18 protein-coding genes are annotated in these 17,862 nt (G+C 45.6%); 2 read left to right on the plus strand and 16 right to left on the minus strand.

What is annotated here, in order from left to right; all coding sequences use genetic code 11:
• Nucleotides 1-61: 61 nt before the first annotated feature.
• The 9 genes from ACR32F_RS22485 to ACR32F_RS22525 all read right to left on the minus strand — a co-directional run bounded on the left by ACR32F_RS22485 (nucleotide 62) and on the right by ACR32F_RS22525 (nucleotide 7,622).
• A complete protein-coding gene (locus tag ACR32F_RS22485; protein ID WP_440110926.1) occupies nucleotides 62-355 on the minus strand; it encodes a DUF6809 family protein in 294 nt (97 codons plus the stop codon).
• Nucleotides 356-497: 142 nt separating this feature from the next.
• Nucleotides 498-677: a ribbon-helix-helix domain-containing protein gene (locus ACR32F_RS22490; RefSeq protein ID WP_440110928.1), complete on the minus strand. Its 180-nt coding sequence runs from the start codon at nucleotides 675-677 to the stop codon at nucleotides 498-500.
• Between the two features lie 316 nt (nucleotides 678-993).
• Nucleotides 994-1,380: a DUF5071 domain-containing protein gene (locus ACR32F_RS22495; RefSeq protein ID WP_440110930.1), complete on the minus strand. Its 387-nt coding sequence runs from the start codon at nucleotides 1,378-1,380 to the stop codon at nucleotides 994-996.
• A 40-nt stretch (nucleotides 1,381-1,420) separates the two neighbouring features.
• Complete coding sequence (locus ACR32F_RS22500) at nucleotides 1,421-2,002, minus strand: DUF3221 domain-containing protein (RefSeq protein ID WP_440110932.1); 582 nt, start codon at nucleotides 2,000-2,002, stop codon at nucleotides 1,421-1,423.
• Nucleotides 2,003-2,131: 129 nt separating this feature from the next.
• Entirely contained in the window at nucleotides 2,132-2,446 is a 315-nt protein-coding gene (locus tag ACR32F_RS22505; RefSeq protein WP_440110933.1) for a hypothetical protein, read from the minus strand.
• 310 nt (nucleotides 2,447-2,756) lie between these two features.
• Nucleotides 2,757-4,472, minus strand: a complete 1,716-nt coding sequence (locus ACR32F_RS22510) for an ABC transporter ATP-binding protein (RefSeq protein ID WP_440110935.1) — start codon at nucleotides 4,470-4,472, stop codon at nucleotides 2,757-2,759.
• A gap of 44 nt (nucleotides 4,473-4,516) precedes the next feature.
• On the minus strand, nucleotides 4,517-5,548 hold the full coding sequence (locus ACR32F_RS22515) for a FecCD family ABC transporter permease (RefSeq protein WP_440110937.1): 1,032 nt from the start codon (nucleotides 5,546-5,548) through the stop codon (nucleotides 4,517-4,519).
• Nucleotides 5,549-5,550: 2 nt separating this feature from the next.
• Nucleotides 5,551-6,606, minus strand: a complete 1,056-nt coding sequence (locus ACR32F_RS22520) for a FecCD family ABC transporter permease (RefSeq protein ID WP_440110939.1) — start codon at nucleotides 6,604-6,606, stop codon at nucleotides 5,551-5,553.
• A gap of 278 nt (nucleotides 6,607-6,884) precedes the next feature.
• Nucleotides 6,885-7,622, minus strand: a complete 738-nt coding sequence (locus ACR32F_RS22525) for a glycerophosphodiester phosphodiesterase (protein WP_440110941.1) — start codon at nucleotides 7,620-7,622, stop codon at nucleotides 6,885-6,887.
• A gap of 225 nt (nucleotides 7,623-7,847) precedes the next feature.
• Here ACR32F_RS22525 and ACR32F_RS22530 point away from each other — a divergent pair, with 225 nt between their 5' ends.
• Nucleotides 7,848-8,114, plus strand: coding sequence for a hypothetical protein (locus ACR32F_RS22530; protein WP_440110943.1), 267 nt, complete (start codon nucleotides 7,848-7,850; stop codon nucleotides 8,112-8,114).
• Nucleotides 8,115-8,334: 220 nt separating this feature from the next.
• On the opposite strand, the gene ACR32F_RS22535 is transcribed toward ACR32F_RS22530, so the two are convergent.
• The 5 genes from ACR32F_RS22535 to ACR32F_RS22555 all read right to left on the minus strand — a co-directional run bounded on the left by ACR32F_RS22535 (nucleotide 8,335) and on the right by ACR32F_RS22555 (nucleotide 11,973).
• Nucleotides 8,335-8,463: a sporulation protein YjcZ gene (locus ACR32F_RS22535; protein WP_440110945.1), complete on the minus strand. Its 129-nt coding sequence runs from the start codon at nucleotides 8,461-8,463 to the stop codon at nucleotides 8,335-8,337.
• Between the two features lie 122 nt (nucleotides 8,464-8,585).
• Nucleotides 8,586-9,170 (minus strand): TIGR00730 family Rossman fold protein, encoded by a 585-nt coding sequence (locus ACR32F_RS22540; RefSeq protein ID WP_440110947.1) that lies wholly within the window; start codon nucleotides 9,168-9,170, stop codon nucleotides 8,586-8,588.
• A 232-nt stretch (nucleotides 9,171-9,402) separates the two neighbouring features.
• Nucleotides 9,403-9,822, minus strand: coding sequence for a hypothetical protein (locus tag ACR32F_RS22545; RefSeq protein ID WP_440110949.1), 420 nt, complete (start codon nucleotides 9,820-9,822; stop codon nucleotides 9,403-9,405).
• Nucleotides 9,823-9,841: 19 nt separating this feature from the next.
• Complete coding sequence (gene ung / locus ACR32F_RS22550) at nucleotides 9,842-10,510, minus strand: uracil-DNA glycosylase (protein ID WP_440110951.1); 669 nt, start codon at nucleotides 10,508-10,510, stop codon at nucleotides 9,842-9,844.
• 242 nt (nucleotides 10,511-10,752) lie between these two features.
• Nucleotides 10,753-11,973: a MalY/PatB family protein gene (locus ACR32F_RS22555; protein ID WP_440110953.1), complete on the minus strand. Its 1,221-nt coding sequence runs from the start codon at nucleotides 11,971-11,973 to the stop codon at nucleotides 10,753-10,755.
• A 249-nt stretch (nucleotides 11,974-12,222) separates the two neighbouring features.
• On the opposite strand from ACR32F_RS22555, the gene ACR32F_RS22560 reads away from it, so the two are divergent.
• On the plus strand, nucleotides 12,223-12,930 hold the full coding sequence (locus ACR32F_RS22560) for a helix-turn-helix domain-containing protein (RefSeq protein ID WP_440110955.1): 708 nt from the start codon (nucleotides 12,223-12,225) through the stop codon (nucleotides 12,928-12,930).
• A gap of 169 nt (nucleotides 12,931-13,099) precedes the next feature.
• Here the strand turns inward: ACR32F_RS22560 and ACR32F_RS22565 are convergent, their stop codons facing one another.
• Both ACR32F_RS22565 and ACR32F_RS22570 read right to left on the minus strand, forming a co-directional pair.
• A complete protein-coding gene (locus tag ACR32F_RS22565) occupies nucleotides 13,100-16,021 on the minus strand; it encodes an insulinase family protein (protein ID WP_440110957.1) in 2,922 nt (973 codons plus the stop codon).
• Nucleotides 16,022-16,424: 403 nt separating this feature from the next.
• Complete coding sequence (locus ACR32F_RS22570; RefSeq protein WP_440110959.1) at nucleotides 16,425-17,852, minus strand: 6-phospho-beta-glucosidase; 1,428 nt, start codon at nucleotides 17,850-17,852, stop codon at nucleotides 16,425-16,427.
• Nucleotides 17,853-17,862: the final 10 nt, after the last annotated feature.

Genomic DNA, 17,862 nt, shown 5'->3' on the forward strand with positions numbered 1-17,862 from the left:
TTATTTTTATTGCGCATATGTTATATATAAGTATACTTGACTCATTATCACATTATTAAGCCTATGAAGTCGCCAAAACTGACTCCTCACGTTGACTCATTACTTCGATGAGCATATTGGCCCCCAACCGAAATCCCTGAATAAATGCAGCTTCGCTGTGCATGCCATCACATTGACCACACAAGTCGAACAACTGTTCAAGCTCACGGAATTCTTCCTCGCTCAATTGATTTTTCCATTGTTCTGTCATAATTGCAATTTGTCGGCCCAACAATTGATACTCAGGATGAGTCGGCATCATCGTCTCGTCCGGGCGAAGTCGCCCACTATAAAGTGCTTCCAATATCGAATTCATGTGCATCCTCCTAGGAATGTAATCGCATCGACTTGAATGAGCGTTCTGCACATGGTAGGATATTTATGCAGTCAGCTCATTCCAAGTGATTGCGCATAGGAAGTAGCGGTGTTCTTCTCGGGACGAACGCTGCTTCCTTTTTTTATTTTTGGAGCTCGTCGAACACCTTTTCAATCCCTTTACGAACGATGTCTGAACGTGTCGTCTTCAGCTTTTCAGCAGAAGCATCAAGCTTGCTCATAATTTCCTCATCGACACGTATCTCAATCGTTTTGCTTTTGGGTTTGTCAGATGGAGGACGCCCTATCTTTTTGGAGGACATTTGCTTCACCTCTCTTTTTGTCCTGACAATAATATATTATTGTCAGGACAAAAAGTCAATGGATTCGTAAAACATATGTTCGTTTTTTCGTGGATTGCAGATTAAACATAAGCAGATCAACAATTTCTACTCCGCAAAAAAACATCTGTGGCTGAAGGCTTGAGTGATGTCCACCGTATGGATTTGATTTTTTGGCAAAAAAAACAACCCTGAATGGCATTAGGCCGTTCAAGGTTGTGAAGGACTACTCCTCAGTAAGAATTTTAAGAACTTTCCTGAATCACTAGACTGAAAAATGTGTTTCTTAAAATGCTTGTTATTGTATTTTATTCAGTAGCGGTATGATAACCTCATCCAATTCCTCAAGTATCTCATCTTCCGTAGGATTTTCTAATATTCTTTCTAAATCGTCCTTTAACATTATCAAATATTGCGAAGGCAATCTACTAATTAAACCACTTAGCATAAAATATTCCCACTGTGGATCTTTTGTTTTAAAAACATTTTGAATATGAGGAATCAGTTCTTCTCCAAATCTTAAAAGCAAATCCTCTACTGGTTTGGCAATGGGCCAATTTCCGTCTTGTAACCATTCCGTAAGATCAGGGATAATGCCTTTTAACTCTTCATTACTGAATTCACTTAACTTACGCACCGCTTCCAAATCATGTTTGTCTCGTGGTAACATCTCTCTTATGTTCATACTATGCTCTCTCCCCACCATCATAATGCCATGAATCCCCTCATTCTCCGCCCTGCATCTCCACTTGCTCCTCGTCCTTCACGGTCACATGCACGACTTGCCCTTCATTCGCTGTCATTGCATCTTGCATCCGAATGGTCCATGTCCCTGCATCCGCATCAAACCGGGTGTCCTCTATGACGGGAATATGGATGTTTTTTGCATCAGGTGAACGCAGTCCGCTACGAATCGCATCCGCATCCGTCATGTGCGCACCATCCGGTGTCACTGGGCACGATACCGCAATCGTTTCTGCTCTGGCTTGCCCGGGATAGGGTTGATTTTCTGGGCTTCCATCCGTCCAAACTTCAACATAAGAGCCGAGCTGTGGATCAGGCGCATTGGAGAACCATTTTGCCGGATAATACCGACTTCCTCCTCCGTTCGCACTGAAGTCTTCATATGCAGGATCAACCACAAGAATGGAAGCGTCTTTACGGTCAACCACATAACCAGTGAATCCATCTTCACTCGGTGCATTCGCTTGAGCCTGCACGGAGTTGCACTCGATATGTCCTGAACATCCCGTAAGGCACACGATCAGGATTGAGAGCAATAAGAGGACTCGACGAAGATTGGACATATGTAAATCCCCCTTTATTAACACCTCTTTCTAAATTTAACGTTCTATTTCAGGTTATTGTTGCAAATACAGCCTTTGGCTCACCCTTAACTTCCTGACGGGCGGTCCGGCATTATCAATCCCAATACTTCACTTCTTTATATCCCTTTTGTACAAATACCTTCCCCAGATCACCAATGCCGCGCACAACAAGACAGCACAATAGGCCCAAACAAACAGCATGGCAAGCCCTAACCCGATGTTGGCATCCAGGCGTTCATCCACGATCTCTGTGTACAATGCAAAACCGAGTGGCACAGCGCCCACCAAGAAAAGTCCAATTAACCATCCACCCCGGCGCCTGAAGCCTGAGTCCGTTCCAGTACTGGAGAGCTTACGAATCCCTTGCACCAAGAGTATTAGAATCAAAATAAAAATCAGGCAAGTTATGAGGATTTTCAGCATTTTCTTCGCCTCCTACAATCGATTAATCCATCTGTGCCAAAGCATTTCCCTTTTATATCACGTTCCGTTCCACAGGAAGGATATGCGAGAGATCTCATCATGATGAACATATCATACAAGTTAAGCGCCCTCTTGACTATAATTACCCCGTTTGGTGCTCGATGATCTTCCTGTGACTGTAAGACAGCTCCGTAGACACACACCCTAATCATGAAAAATAAAAAACAAACGCCATCATCCTGACTCCTTCCAAGTCATGGATAATGGCGTTATTTCTTATACTCACAATGTTACATCCACATCGGGTAAGTTACGCGCCAAACTGTGCATAGTGCAGACGACTATATACGCCACCTGCTGCAAGCAGTTCGTCATGACGTCCTTGCTCCGTAATACCCTGCTCGGCCACAACGATAATGCGGTCTGCATTTTTGATTGTTGCCAGTCTGTGGGCAATAACAAGTGTAGTCCGTCCTTCTGACAGCTCAGCAAGTGATTGCTGAATCGCAGCTTCCGTCTCGGTATCGAGCGCAGAAGTCGCTTCGTCCAAAATCAGAATCGGTGGATTCTTCAGGAACATGCGCGCAATCGACAAACGCTGTTTCTGTCCGCCGGACAGCTTCACGCCGCGTTCACCAATTAACGTATCCAGCCCTTCTGGCATGGATAGAATCAGTGTTTCCATCTGTGCACGGCGAGCGGCCATCCAGATTTCGTCTTCGGATGCATTCAGCTTGCCGTAGGCAATGTTCTCTCGAATGCTGCCATCAAACAGGAACACATCCTGCTGAACAATACCAATCTGGCTGCGCAATGAATCCAGCGTCATATCCTGTATCTCCTGACCATCGATCGTGATGCGACCTTCCAGCACATCATAGAATCGAGGTAGCAGACTGCACAGCGTTGTTTTCCCTGCACCCGATGGTCCAACAAGGGCCACCGTTTCGCCAGCCTGGATATCTAGATCGATGCCTTTGAGAACAGGTTCCTGATCCGAATAACCAAAGGTTACTTGCTCATAACGAATATCTCCACGCAGGTGTGATACCGTAGCGGCACCCGGTCGATCTTCGACATCCGGCTCCATATCCAGCAGTTCCGTGTACCGTTTGAAACCGGCAATCCCTTTGGGATAGGTCTCGATAACGGAGTTAATCTTCTGAATCGGTGTCAGGAACACATTGGACAACATAATAAAGGCAATAAATTGACCGTAACTCATACTGCCTTGAATGACAAACCATGTGCCGCATACCAATACAAAGAGGGACACCAGCTTCATCAGCATGTAACTGATCGATGAGTTCCAGGCCATGATTTTGTACGCAATCAGCTTGGTTTGGCGGAAACGGCTGTTGTTCACAGCGAACTGTGCCTTCTCGTGCTCTTCATTGGCAAAAGCTTGAACAACGCGAATACCACTTACATTGTTCTCAACGCGAGCGTTGAAGTCCGCAATATCACCGAACATGCGGCTAAATGCCTTTGACATTTTGCTACCAAAATACAACGACAGATAAATAATGAGCGGCACAATGATAAACGTTAACACGGCCAAATTCCCGTTAATGCTCATCATGATGCTGAAAGCACCCACCAGAGTCATCACCGCAATAAATACATCCTCTGGACCATGATGGGCAATCTCACCGATATCCATCAAGTCGTTGGTCATGCGAGAGACCAGGTGCCCGGTTTTCGTATTATCAAAGAAACGGAACGATAACTTCTGCACATGATTAAACAGGCTTTTACGCATGTCCGTCTCAATGTTAATCCCCAGCTTGTGTCCCCAATAGGTAACCACGAAGTTCAGAAATGAATTCAGGAAGTAGATACCGAGCAATGCCAAACATGCCCATAGAATCCAATCCCAGCGGCCGCCTGGCAGCAGATCATCCACCACGCGGTTTACCGCCAGCGGAAAAGCCAGCTCCAGCAGGGCGACCAGGATCGCACAGCTAAAATCAAGAATAAAGAGCTTTTTGTAAGGCCTGTAATAGGCAAAGAAACGGCGAAGCATGGACTAAAGTCCTCCTTATGCAACCACACAATGATGATTACGTTCTATTTCGTCCTGCTCAAGAGATACAGGAAGTATGGGGCACCGATGATGGCAACGAGAATACCGGCCGGAATCTCGGAAGGCTGCAGAATAACACGGCCCAGCGTATCCGCAACCAGTACAAGCAATGAACCGATCAGTGCAGATGCAGGCAACAAGAACTGATGTTTTGGACCAACCAGGCGACGTGCCAAGTGTGGACCGATCAGACCTACGAAACCAATACCACCACTAACGGACACGCATGATCCGGCCAGTCCTACAGCAGCAGCCAGCAAGATTAATCGTTCCCGCTCAACAGGAGTACCTAAGCCACTTGCTGTCTGATCCCCAAGATTCAATACATTCAATACACGCGCCTTATACAGTACCAATGGAATGAGAATAATGAGAAACGGCAGGAGTGCCGTTACGAATTTCCAGTTGGAACCCCAGATGCTGCCTGCCATCCAGGTAGCTACGAATTGATACTTCTCCGGGCTAAGTCGTAACGTAAGTACGATCATAGCCGAACTGATCCCTGCCGCTACCCCGATCCCTGTAAGCAACATGCGGGTAGGCATGATGCCCTCTCCTTTTTTGTAGGAAAGCACGTAGATAAGAAATGCGGCGAAACTCGCACCAATCAGGGCCAGAATCGGTAGCAGGAATATAGGAGCCGCAGTTGTCGTCGGGAAAAAGGAAACAAACAACATGACGACCAGTCCGGCGCCTGCGTTGATACCGAGAATACCCGGATCTGCCAGTGCATTGCGGGATACCCCCTGCAAAATACATCCCGACAGTGCCAATCCGGCACCAACCATGACCGCAATAACGATACGAGGCAGACGGAACTCAAACAGGATCAGCTCCTGCTTCGCCGTTCCACCACCAAATAGAGTACGTATCACTTCAAGCGGTGAAAGCTTGGTAAATCCTGTATTCATACTGATGATAAACGCCGTAATAATGAGCGCAGCAAGTACAATGATGACGATGGTGCTTTTGGCTCTCTTTTTGCGTTCTGCTCCAACTATAGTTGAGGATTCCATTGTTACAGAGTCCTCCTTTCTTTACGCGCCAGATACAGGAAGAAAGGTACCCCAATAAGGGCAACCAGGGCGCCAATGGGCGTCTCGTACGGCGGGTTAATCATACGTGCAGCCAGATCCGCGAATACAAGCAGCAGACTGCCCATCACTGCGGAACATGGAATGATCCAGCGATAATCTACCCCAACTATTTTACGCGTGAGATGGGGAATAATAAGTCCTACGAAACCAACAGCACCAACGACAGATACAGCTGTACCCGCGAGGATCAGTACCACAATCAGACCCATTAACTTAATCAGTCCCGTACGCTGACCCAATCCAACGGCAATGTCTTCTCCGAGGCTTAGCAAAGTAATGGAACGGGAGATGAGAAGGCCTCCGATCAATGCAGCCAGCACCCAGGGGAACATGACCTCAAGCTGTGACCACTTCGTTCCGGCTACACCGCCGGCTGTCCAGAAAGCCAAGTCTTGTCCAATTTTAAAATACAATGCAATTCCTTCGCTAAGCGCAGATAACAAGGCCGATACAGCCGCACCTGCCAGAACGAGTCTAAGCGGCGTAAGTCCTGATCTGGATGCTGCACCGAAACCATAGACCAACAGAACGCCAAGTCCTGCCCCAATGAAGGAATACATAATGATGTACATATATGGCATGCCCGGGAAAAAGGCAAAGCAGACAGCAAGCGCAAAGCCTGCGCCAGCATTCAATCCAAGCAATCCCGAATCCGCTAGTGGGTTACGGGTCATCCCCTGCATAATGGCACCTGCTACAGCGAAACATGCACCTACCATTGCACCGCCAAGAATACGTGGCAACCGAATCTCCCATATAATCTGGTGAGGCGTGAGCTCGGGATTGAACTTAAAGATAGCTTGCCACACAACGCTCAGCTTGATATCTGCGGCTCCGAAGGAAATGGACAGCGCCATGCCCAGAGCGAGCAGCATCATTCCCCCCGTCAGGATTAATGTGGCAGCCCAGGGACGAGTATGTATTTTGGCTGTCGGTGATTCGGTATTATGACTTGCTGGTGAAGCTTTCGAACTCATATGCGTCCACCCTCGTTATGAGTGGAGTAAACAGATCCTATGTACACAACAATCACCTCTCTATTTATGCCAAACTGATAATCATATTGATATTGATTCTCATTCCCATAGATCATTGTAAGTCAACTCACGGTCTCTGGCAATGGACAAATGGGACAAGTTTATTGCATATATGAATTTTTATACGAAAAAAAGCTGCACGGAGCGTTAAAAGCTCTGGTGCAGCGCCATGATTTTAATTCAGCATTTTGCATGTAAAATGCTCTTTCATGTTGAAATTAACGGGTATGTACCACAGTTAAGGCCGCCAGTACATCCGGCACATCGGTAATAATGGCTTGCACGCCCATATCAATCAATACCTGCATCTCCGCAGGATCGTTCACAGTGAAGGGGTGGGTCGTGATCCCCTGTGCCAACGCGGCGACTACTTCTTCGCGTGTCACAGCCAGCTTGTAGGGATGCAATGCCGATGCTTCCAATTTGGCAGCGTAGTCGTACGGACGGTACAATTTTTCCATATACAACAGTGCTGTTCGAATTTCTGGAGCAAGACGTTTACATCTAACCAAAGATGCATGATTAAAACTTGAGAGAATCACCTGTTGTTCCAAATCCCAATTCCGAATGGACTGCACGATCTTCTCTTCCATTCCCTTGTAACTGATAATCCCATTTTTCAACTCCAAATTAAGCAAGATGTCTTTCCCTTGAACGAGTTCAAAAAGTTCTACCAGAGAAGGAATGCGCTCTCCCTTAAAATCTGCATGAAACCAGGCTCCTGCGTCAAGTGTGCGCAATTCGTCATACGGGGTATCCTTAACCCAGCCCTCCGTGCCCGTGGTCCGAGCTAATGTCTCATCATGGATCAACACCAGCCTGCCGTCTTTGGACATCTGTACATCCGTTTCGATGCCTGTCGCTCCCAGCTGCAAGCTGCGTTCAAAAGCAGCCATTGTATTTTCGGGACATACGGCGGATGCTCCCCTATGGGCAATAATTTCAATGGTTTTCATTTACAGCGCCTCCTGAGTTCAACATTAACTCTATGATCCTCACTATAAACGCTGTTTGTCATACCTGTATTAACAGAACATATTATTGTATGGCTCTATCATCCATATAGGATAACATCAAGCGGGCTGGGGATTCACTCATTTTTGCGAACTCAATCTGCAAATCGACATAACATATCGTATGAGCCATAGAAGCACTACACTCCGCCATAAGGAGGTTGACTATTGAAGCCCTTAAAAAAGAAACCGATACCCCCTCGTTCCCGGACATCCCAACCACAGTCGGCTTCCAGGCTTTCCAGATCATCTGTGCATATTAAAAATACATCCGGCAAAACGGCAAATCAGCGTAATTTCTCCTCCAGTTCAACCAACACCCTGGATCAGCTTGCTATTGTCGCCGCCATTCTTTCCTTAATTGCAGCCGCCATCGGGCTATATATCGCCTGGAAATCCTTGGGCACACCCAATCAGACTGCCGTTGTGGTATAGGTCTGCTCATTACACAGCTCTGTACACCCTGCGGTTCATCCTGCTTCTGAACTCCATTGGAAGCAGGATTTGTCTTTCTCATTTTCGGATTGAATTATAAAAAAAACAAAAAACCGTTCCCCTGAAACGCCGGCAGCACCGACGTTTCTAATGGAAAGGCCATTTCTTCATCGGGCGTTATCCCGGCGACTATGTCACCCTCCCGGAATGGCTGACCGAATTACAGAATGAATGTACGCGAGATGATAACCAGCAGAATGAACAGCACCAGAATTGCGCCTGTTGATGTCCAAGCTCCACCACTGAAGCCTCCACAGTATCCATAACCTGTGCCTTTAATTTCGCTCATGAGTGACACTCCCCTCTATAAGAAAGTACACTATAGACTATGTCCGGGAGCGAAAATTGCTTGGGCAGATCGAAAAGTTTTCCACAGGAGTCGGTAGGCACTGCCGGCCCTTTCTCATGCACTTACTGCTTATTCAGCTGGGACCATTTCTGGGTCAGCTCTGCTGGAATATAAGATGACATTTGGGTGAGGAGTTCAGCAGGTTCAGACTCCAGACTCCACAAACTCAGGTGGGATGTATTAGAGAAGCCTTCATGCACACTATGCTCAACCATTCTCATAAGTGGTTCATAATATCCGTTCACATTCAATAAACCAACCGGCTTACGGTGAATACCAATCTGGGCCCAGCACAGTACCTCGAATAATTCTTCAAATGTCCCCATACCTCCGGGAAGTGCAATGAATCCATCCGATAGTTCCGCCATCGTCGCCTTGCGCTCATGCATCGTCCCTACTTCAATCAGTTGTGTAAGACCTCCATGAACAACCTCTCCCCGGAACAAACCTGTAGGCATAACACCAATCACTTCTCCACCATGCTCCAAAGCAGCATCAGCAACTGCACCCATTAACCCCATGCAGGAACCTCCATAAACGAGCGCAAACCCGCGATCGGCGATCTGTTTGCCCAATTTAACGGCCTGTTGTCTGTAATCGGGGTGATTCCCCGGGTTGGAGCCTGCAAAAACACATATACGTTTCAATGGATTTCACTCCTTCTCATGATCTATCTCATTAGTGTATAACATGAATGTAAATTCGATGTTACATCAATCATCATACACTAGTGAACAAAAAAACACCCAGCCGTTTGCAGCCGGCTGGGCTCCGATATTCGTACACATCAATTTAGAAGGGGTTGTTACTGTTACTATAAAGGCTGAACATTAAATCCGTATGATCTTTAGATGAAATGAATATTAAATATTAGCGAACCTAGCGTATTCCACGTCGTGAACGCACAACAAACATATGCTTGTCCTTGCGAAGAATTCGGCCGTCTGCAAGTTCAACCTGATCCTCGTCATGACGCAAGATCGTTGTGGACAGCGCTACAATTTTGGCCCGACGCCAAATCATAACCTGTGATTTGAAATAGATGGCATTTTCAAACTGCACGGCCTTTTTCATCACATATCCAACCTTGTGCACCTCGGAACGCGCTTTTTTCAAGGGCAGGCTCTCTTCCGGCAGAGGCCGAATCATTGCGATATTTTCAAACGATACCTTGATCCGTTTCGGTCCGATTCGTATACAATCCGCTTCTTCATCCCACTCTACCAGCGTTCCCTTCAGTGGTTCCCGTATGCCTGTTGCACGATATACGGCCACTTTTCGTCCTATCCAATGTCGCAATGTTCTTCACCTCCACTGTCTAGTTTTCAGGTATCGTCCAATCGATCGGCTCAATACCTTTGGAGGTCAGGAAGTCATTCGCTTTGGAAAAGGGACGACTGCCGAGAAATCCACGATGCGCAGCCAGCGGACTGGGATGTGTAGATTCCAGTACCAGATGCTTGTCCCGGTTAATAAATGCACCTTTCTTCTGGGCGTGGCTGCCCCAGAGCATATATACCATCGGCTCTGTTCGTTCATTCAGCGCACGGATGACAGCATCGGTAAACGCCTGCCAACCCAGCCCTTGATGCGAGTTCGGCTGTCCCTCACGTACCGTTAGAACGGCGTTAAGCAACAGAACACCTTGTTCTGCCCAATGAACCAATGATCCATGCTTGGGGATGGGAAGATTCAGATCTGCATGAAGTTCCTTGTATATATTTTTCAAAGAAGGCGGAATACGTACCCCGGGTCTAACCGAGAAACTTAATCCGTGAGCTTGACCCGCTCCGTGATAGGGGTCCTGACCGATAATGACCGCTTTAACCTGATGATACGGGGTCAGCTTCAGTGCGGAGAACAGGTCTTCCTTAGGTGGAAAGACCGTCTGCGTTTTATACTCGGCGGCGAGTGTGTAACGAATGTTGTTGAAATATTCGGCTTCCGTCTCTTCCTGGAGCACCGTGTCCCAGTCGTTTTCAAACATATGTAGAGGCTCCTCTCCCTGATGAGTACATATCCGTGCAACCCACGTAAAGGGCTACCACCTGCGAGAGCCGTGTCATACGGCTCATAGACTATCCACCATTTTATCATAACAGGGGACGGCAGGCCAGAAATGTGCATCAGGGCGTGGGATAACCTGGAAAACAAACCTTTGTTTTTGCTGGATTCAGCATACTCATCAGAACCAGTCACTTCTCGCAGTTGGGCGATGGCTTGGTGTCTTTACACTTGAACGAGCACCTCTTCGACTTCATTCACGAGCACACTGCTAATTCTCCGTAATCCTTCTTCAATCACCGAACGTGGACAGGCCAGGTTCAACCGAATACATCCTGCTCCGTTCGCTACAAACATATGACCATCTTCAAGTAATACCCCTGCTTGCTCAGCGAAAAATAAAGGCAGGTTTACACTTTCGGAGACGTATGCCTTAATATCAATCCAGGCCAGATACGTGGCTTCCGGAATGTGAAAGACGGCCAGCGGCAGATGTTGCTTCACATATTGCTCCACATAGGCAAAGTTATCATCCAGATAACTTTTCAATTGTTTCAGCCATTCATCGCCATGTTCATAAGCAGCTTGAGTCGCAGCAATACTAAGTGGGTTTTTGAAACCATAATGGCGTGTCTGCCAGACCTCTCGGAGTGCTTCATTCGCAATAATCACATTGGAGAACATCAGACCAGCCATATTGAATGTTTTGCTCGGAGACATGCACGTAATGATTCGATCCGTATCCGGAAACAGCTTGGCGAGTGGTGTATGTCTCTTGCCAGTCCGCAGCAGATCACAATGAATTTCATCCGAAACAACCCATATGTTGTTACTCAGACAGATCTCACCCACACGCTGTAGCTCTTCCGTTGTCCATACGCGTCCAGACGGATTATGCGGATTGCAGAAAATACATACTCTTACCTTCTCATCCTTGGCCTTTGCTTCAAAATCCTCGAAATCGATGGAGTAATGCCCCTGGTCGTTGATCATATCCGAACACACCAGTTCAAGATGATTATGCTCCGCAGCCGATTTGAAGAATCCATAAGAAGGCGTCACGATCAGTACTTTCTCATCCGATTTGCAGATATATTCCACCAGTTCATATAAAGCGGGGATAATCCCATTCGAGGTCTCCAAGTGCTCCTTGGGGAAAGACCAATCATAGTACCTTTCCATCCAATTCGAAACAGCCTCGTAATATGCCGGATCAAACACCTGTGAGTATCCCATGATTTTCCGGTCCAAACGCTGCTTGACTGCATCCAGTATTTCGGGAGGTGTGGCAAACTCCATATCTGCAATCCACATGCGAATAAATTCTTCATCCTTAAAGGGAAACGTCATATCGTCTGCTGCCTTAAAAATATATTGACGGAAACCATCCGTATTCATAGCATTGGTTCCTGTGCGATCGATAATCTCATCAAAATTATATTTCATAGCTTTCTACTCCTCTGTCTGCTCTACTTTTCCATTGTCGGTTCATGTCGTATTCACATATTATTTCATGACGGCGAAATTGTATCAAATGCAATACAATCTATTCAGACGAAACAAATGACGTTTATTGTTTCTTTAGAATAGGTATTTTCGTGAAAAAGTGATATATTTCTCATACAACATCATTTTATGAACGACTTTCATCTTTTTCACATACTCTCAAGAAACATGGCATAAGGAGAAACAGTTATGAACAATATCAACCAGGAAGTCGGTAAGAAAATACGAAGCTTTCGAAAATGGCGGGGCCTGACAGTTCAACAGCTGGCAGATCAGATTTTCAAGAGCAAAGGCACCCTCTCCAAATATGAGAGCGGTGATATTACACTTGATCTGGTGACGTTACATCAGATTGCTGATGCGCTCAACATCCAGGTTGAACAACTTTTGTACCAAGAGCCCAGGCATGCTTCTCCCCTGATGAATGCGGTCCCGTCCAGCTTTTTCAAGAACTCCACCCGTTTCTATTCCTACTTCTATGACGGGCGTAACAACAGTCTCATTCGTTGTGTCATTGACATGATGGCCCAGTCAGATGCCAACCGTTATCGCACCGTGATGTATATGAATGTGAAGGATTTTGAGAACTACCAGGAGTGCGAGAATATGTATTGGGGCCACACCGAGCACTATGATACACTCACCACACTGATTTTGAAAAATCAGGCCACGCCGCTGGAGAATCTATATATTAATATTCTGGCATCTTTTCAGGAATCGGAGAAAAAGTGGGGACTGATGGCCGGTGTCTCATTCAGACCTTTTATGCCTATCGCGTTGAAAATGCTATTCTCCAGGACCCCGCTGCCCGAGAATCCGGAGTTATATAATGAATTGAAAATCTCAAAGGAAGATCTGCGAACCCTGAAAATTTACAACATGCTCGCTGTCACCTGAACCATGAGAGACGCTTTTTTAGTACTTACATTGAATCAGGGCAACAGAGCTTCCCCATAAAAAAAGACACTTGGTACAAGCTGTTGATCCCAGCTCATCCAAGTGTCTTTCATGATTAACGCATGATGAATTGAAGCTTCCTTATGTTCTAATGCCTAATGCTTGACGCTTAGTTTTGGATTAAATCAAGCGTCTCGTCAAACATTTGCTTCTGTTCCTCAATCTTGTTCTCATTACCGATCACGCAGCGCTGTTGCTGTTCAAGTATCGCCGATAAGAGTGCAGCAAAACCGATAATGTCGCTTTCCTTGGTGCTCAACACTTCGTCACGCTCCTGTTGCAGATCCGCTTCCGTCACATTCGACAGATAACACTCCAGAGAGAATGCTCCTTCGCCATAAGGCGTTCTCGGCGTATCAAGATCCTGGATCGCACCAATGATATAACGCGTCATCTCCCGCTCGTCTGCCCGGAAATCGGTCAAATACTGCGGTATCTCTTCATATACTTTATACGTTTTATCGAGATTTGGATCGCGATACGATGCAACGTAGCTGTCTCCGTTCCGTCTAAAGCCTGACATGCAACCATAGGCCCCGCCTTTGGCGCGGATATTGGTCCACAAGTAATCCAGAGACAGGATTCCCTGCAAGACCCGTAGTGAACCGGTGTATTGATATCCTTTGTCGATATAATTACCCGTTTGCACCACGTACTGCACCTCCGAAGGGGATCGGAATCCTTCCTTATGAGCTGCAGGTGAGAAGGAGAATGCTTCCTTGGCAACCTCATGTGTGAACAGCTTCGCTTTCAGATCGGATACCTGTTGTTCCAGTCCTTCATATCCCTGCTCATCGGCAGTGTAACTAACAAGCAAGTTCTCCGGTCTGAAAATATACCCCGTCAACTCTTGCAGACTGGAAGATAACTCTTCTTTTCTAGCCTCAAAATTCGCCTGAAGATCCTCTAACCACTGGTAAAAGGCAATGCCACTTACAGCTTCTCTGAAATCCGCAACCGCTGAATGTTTGGACGAAGACCGGCCAATTCCCGCAGAGTGTCCGCTATTGATCAGATTACGCTGCAGATTACCTTTCATCTGAGAGATGATCTCATACAATCGCTTCGAATTATCGAATCGGGACGTGAACACGATCTCTTTGATCATGTCAAAAGCAAATCCAAGCTTGTCATACAACACTTTCGCGTTGAACTCATAGGTAACCTTGAATTCATTGTGCTTGTGAGCGTCAGCATAGGATCCAATCCCGCTATGAATACCACCTGAATGGATATGGATTTCATTAGACAGTTCATTGAACGAGTAGTTTTGAGTATCCACGTAACCCAGCACATTTTTCAGCAATCCTACATACGGCAGGAGATGACGTGGTACTTCTTTGATATCGAACAGCAGTCTCAGATAACCAATCCCGTTCGTGTAGAGGTTATGATGTAGAATGGTTGTGCCGTCGACCTGGTTCACCGTTTGATGCAACGTAGAGGCTTTTGGTTCAATATCTTCAATCGATAACGTCGGAATGACCTGCTGCTGCTCTTTGGTTGAAGGTGTATTCTGATACTCGGAGAGTGCCTCTGTTCGCTGAATTAAAGTCTGAACTTCTTCATCGCTTAGACCCGCCTGAACCGATTTCAGATGCGCTTTCAGTGCTTCGTCCTTGCGTGAATTCAGCCCTTTGTCCGGTATAACCGCTACAAAAGAAGTATGTGTATTCTGCAATAGATACTTCTCGATCAATTGCTCGAAGTAACCTTCGTTCATTTTCGTCCGCAGCTCAGCAAATACGTCATTGGCTTCCAAATGGGTGAAAGGCGCTTCCTCATCATACAACCAGCTTTGCAGGGAAGAAAAGCAGTAGATCAAGCCTTTGGGCATTCTGCCATAGTCCGCTTCCCTGTGATTGAATTCATATGAATTAATACCTGCAAGCAGCGCTTTAGGATCGAAGCCTTCTTTCACCACACGCTCAAGCACTTCTTTTACCGTTCCCAAAAAGTCCTCTTTACTCGCCAGGTTGCTCTTCTTCAGTCCAACGGTGAATACCGGCTGATACAGACTGTCATCATACGAACCATAGACGTCCTTGGCAATGCCCTTATCCAGCAACGCCTGCTTCAGTACCGCTCCCGGAGCGTTCAGCAGGGCATATAACAAAATTTGAAACGAAATGTTCAGTTCCTTATCCAGACTTGTGCCGATCACCGCATTATAGGTCAAGAAGCTGTTATCCACTTCCGATTCCGTACTTCCCGCAGAGTAGGTTTTGACCGTGTCCACCCGTTTGCCGAATGCAGGCTGAAGTTGAATAGCCGAATCAATCTCGATTCGATCATACGCACTCAGATAGTTTTCATCCAGCCATTGCAGCTTCTCTTCCATATCCATATCCCCGTACAGATAGATGTAACTGTTGGACGGATGATAGTATCTCGTGTGGAAATCCAGCAACCCCTGATAAGTTAGATCCAAAATAGCTTCCGGGAACCCTCCAGACTCGGAAGAGTATGTTGTATCGGGGAAAAGGGAATTCAGCACTTCCCTGCGCACCATGCGTTCTGGCGAAGAGAAAGCGCCCTTCATCTCGTTATATACGACACCGTTATAGGTTAACTCATCGTCGGCAGAGGCCAGATTGTAATTCCAGCCTTCCTGCAAAAATATTTTTTCATTATCATAAATGTTCGTATTCAATACCGCATCCAGATAAATATCCATCAGATTATGGAAGTCATGATCATTACGGCTCGCGATCGGATAGATCGTTTTATCTGGGTACGTCATCGCGTTAAGGAATGTATTAAGTGAACCCTTCAACAATTCCACAAAGGAATCCTTGGCCGGGAATTTCTTGGACCCACAGAGCACGGAATGTTCCAGGATATGGGCTACCCCTGTATTATCTTCTGGAGGTGTGCGGAAACCAATACTGAATACTTTGTTATCATCCTGATTGGATAAAAGTACAATTTTGGCCCCGGACTTCTGGTGTTCCAGCAGATACGCATCCGATTTCAGTTCTTCGATTCTGCGCTCCTGTAACACCTTGTATGGCTTAAGCTGTTTCAACATGAATTGAGTCCTCCGTCCATATGATTGTTATTGGTTTTGCAACCAGGGGTTCGTCATGATAAAGGTAATTTATGCCTATGGATAGTATACACCATCGTTGTATGTCTTCATAACTCGCCCAACTGAGGCCTCTTCTGATATATATTATGTACGGTCCTAAAAGTGATAGTATATATAATTTTATTAAAATCATTTTGAATTGAACGTTTTATCTCTATCATTGTTGAGTTCCTATATTTCGCTTATAAAAAAAGACCCTCCGCTAAAGGAAAGGTCGCATTGATAAGCTAAAATACCTAACTCAAAATTTGCTTCATACTAAATTCAAACTAACATTCCGTTGCATATCTACTATTACTTTAGTGATTTCGCCTTGAATAAAAGGACATTGATTATATCCGATTTATTCTAAATCTTCACCGTTACTTTGGATAACCTTTTGATACCAATAAAATGATTTTTTCTTACTTCGTTTCAGTGTCCCATTACCTTCATCATCCCGATCAACGTAAATAAATCCATAACGCTTGCTCATTTCGCCCTTGGTCGCACTAACCAGATCAATGCATCCCCAAGTGGTGTACCCCATCAGCTCAACGCCATCTTCCAGGGCTGCCGCTTTAAACGCCTTAATATGCTCACGCAGATATTCAATTCGATAATCATCGTCTACATAGCCGTTTTCATCTGGCGTATCCACCGCACCAAGCCCGTTCTCCACAATAAATAATGGTTTCTGATAACGGTCATATAAGATATTCAGCGCTGACCTCAATCCTAATGGATCAATCTGCCATCCCCATTCGGAAGACTTCAAATAAGGATTTTTAATGGATTTAAATATATTTCCAGCCGTTTCATGAGCAACAGATGGATCGGTGGCAACCACTCGGGAAGAGTAGTAGGAGAACGAAATAAAATCAACTGTATAGTGCTTCAACAGCTCGCGGTCTCCTTGTTCCATCACAATATGAATATGTTCTCGTTCGAATTTTTTTAATGCATAATTTGGATAAGCGCCCCGGGATTGAATGTCAATGAACAGATAATTTTCCCGATCCTTTTCGACTGCTTTAGCATAATCCTCTGGACGGCAAGAATAAGGATAGTTATTTCCTCCTGCCAGCATACAGCCAATCCTGTTCTCGGGATCAGTTTCATGCGCGATTTTAGCGGCAACAGCACTGGCTATTAATTGATGATGCATGGCTTGATATTTTATCTGTTCTTCATTTTCATCTGGTTCAAAACATAAGCCCGCGCCCAAAAATGGTGCATGCAATATCATATTCACTTCATTAAAGGTCAGCCAATATTTTACCATCCCTCTGTAATGATTGAATACGGTACGACAGTAGTTCTCAAAAAAACCGATCATCTTGCGATTACGCCATGAACCGTATTTTTGAATAAGAGTAACTGGAACATCAAAATGGGCCAAAGTTACCAAGGGCTCGATATGGTGCTTTCGTAATTCCCGAAATATATTCTCATAAAAGATTAAACCTTCTTCATTCGGTTTCTCTTCATCCCCATTGGGGAAAATTCGAGTCCATGATATCGACATACGATACGTTTTAAAGCCCATTTCAGCGAATAATTTGATGTCATCCATATACTGATGATACATATCAATGGCTTCTTGAGCCGGATAAAAGTGCTGATCATCCAATTCAAGCATTTTTATTTTTCCGGCCAATACTCCTGCTCGATCTTTGCCCATAGGCAATAAATCAACATTGGCTAAACCGCGGTTTCCTAAATTATATCCGCCTTCACTTTGATTCGCCGCGGTTGCGCCGCCCCACAGAAAGTCAGGACCTAACCCCATTTCAGATCAC

Origin of the sequence: Paenibacillus hebaui, assembly GCF_051934385.1 — a bacterium.
GTDB lineage: Bacteria > Bacillota > Bacilli > Paenibacillales > Paenibacillaceae > Paenibacillus.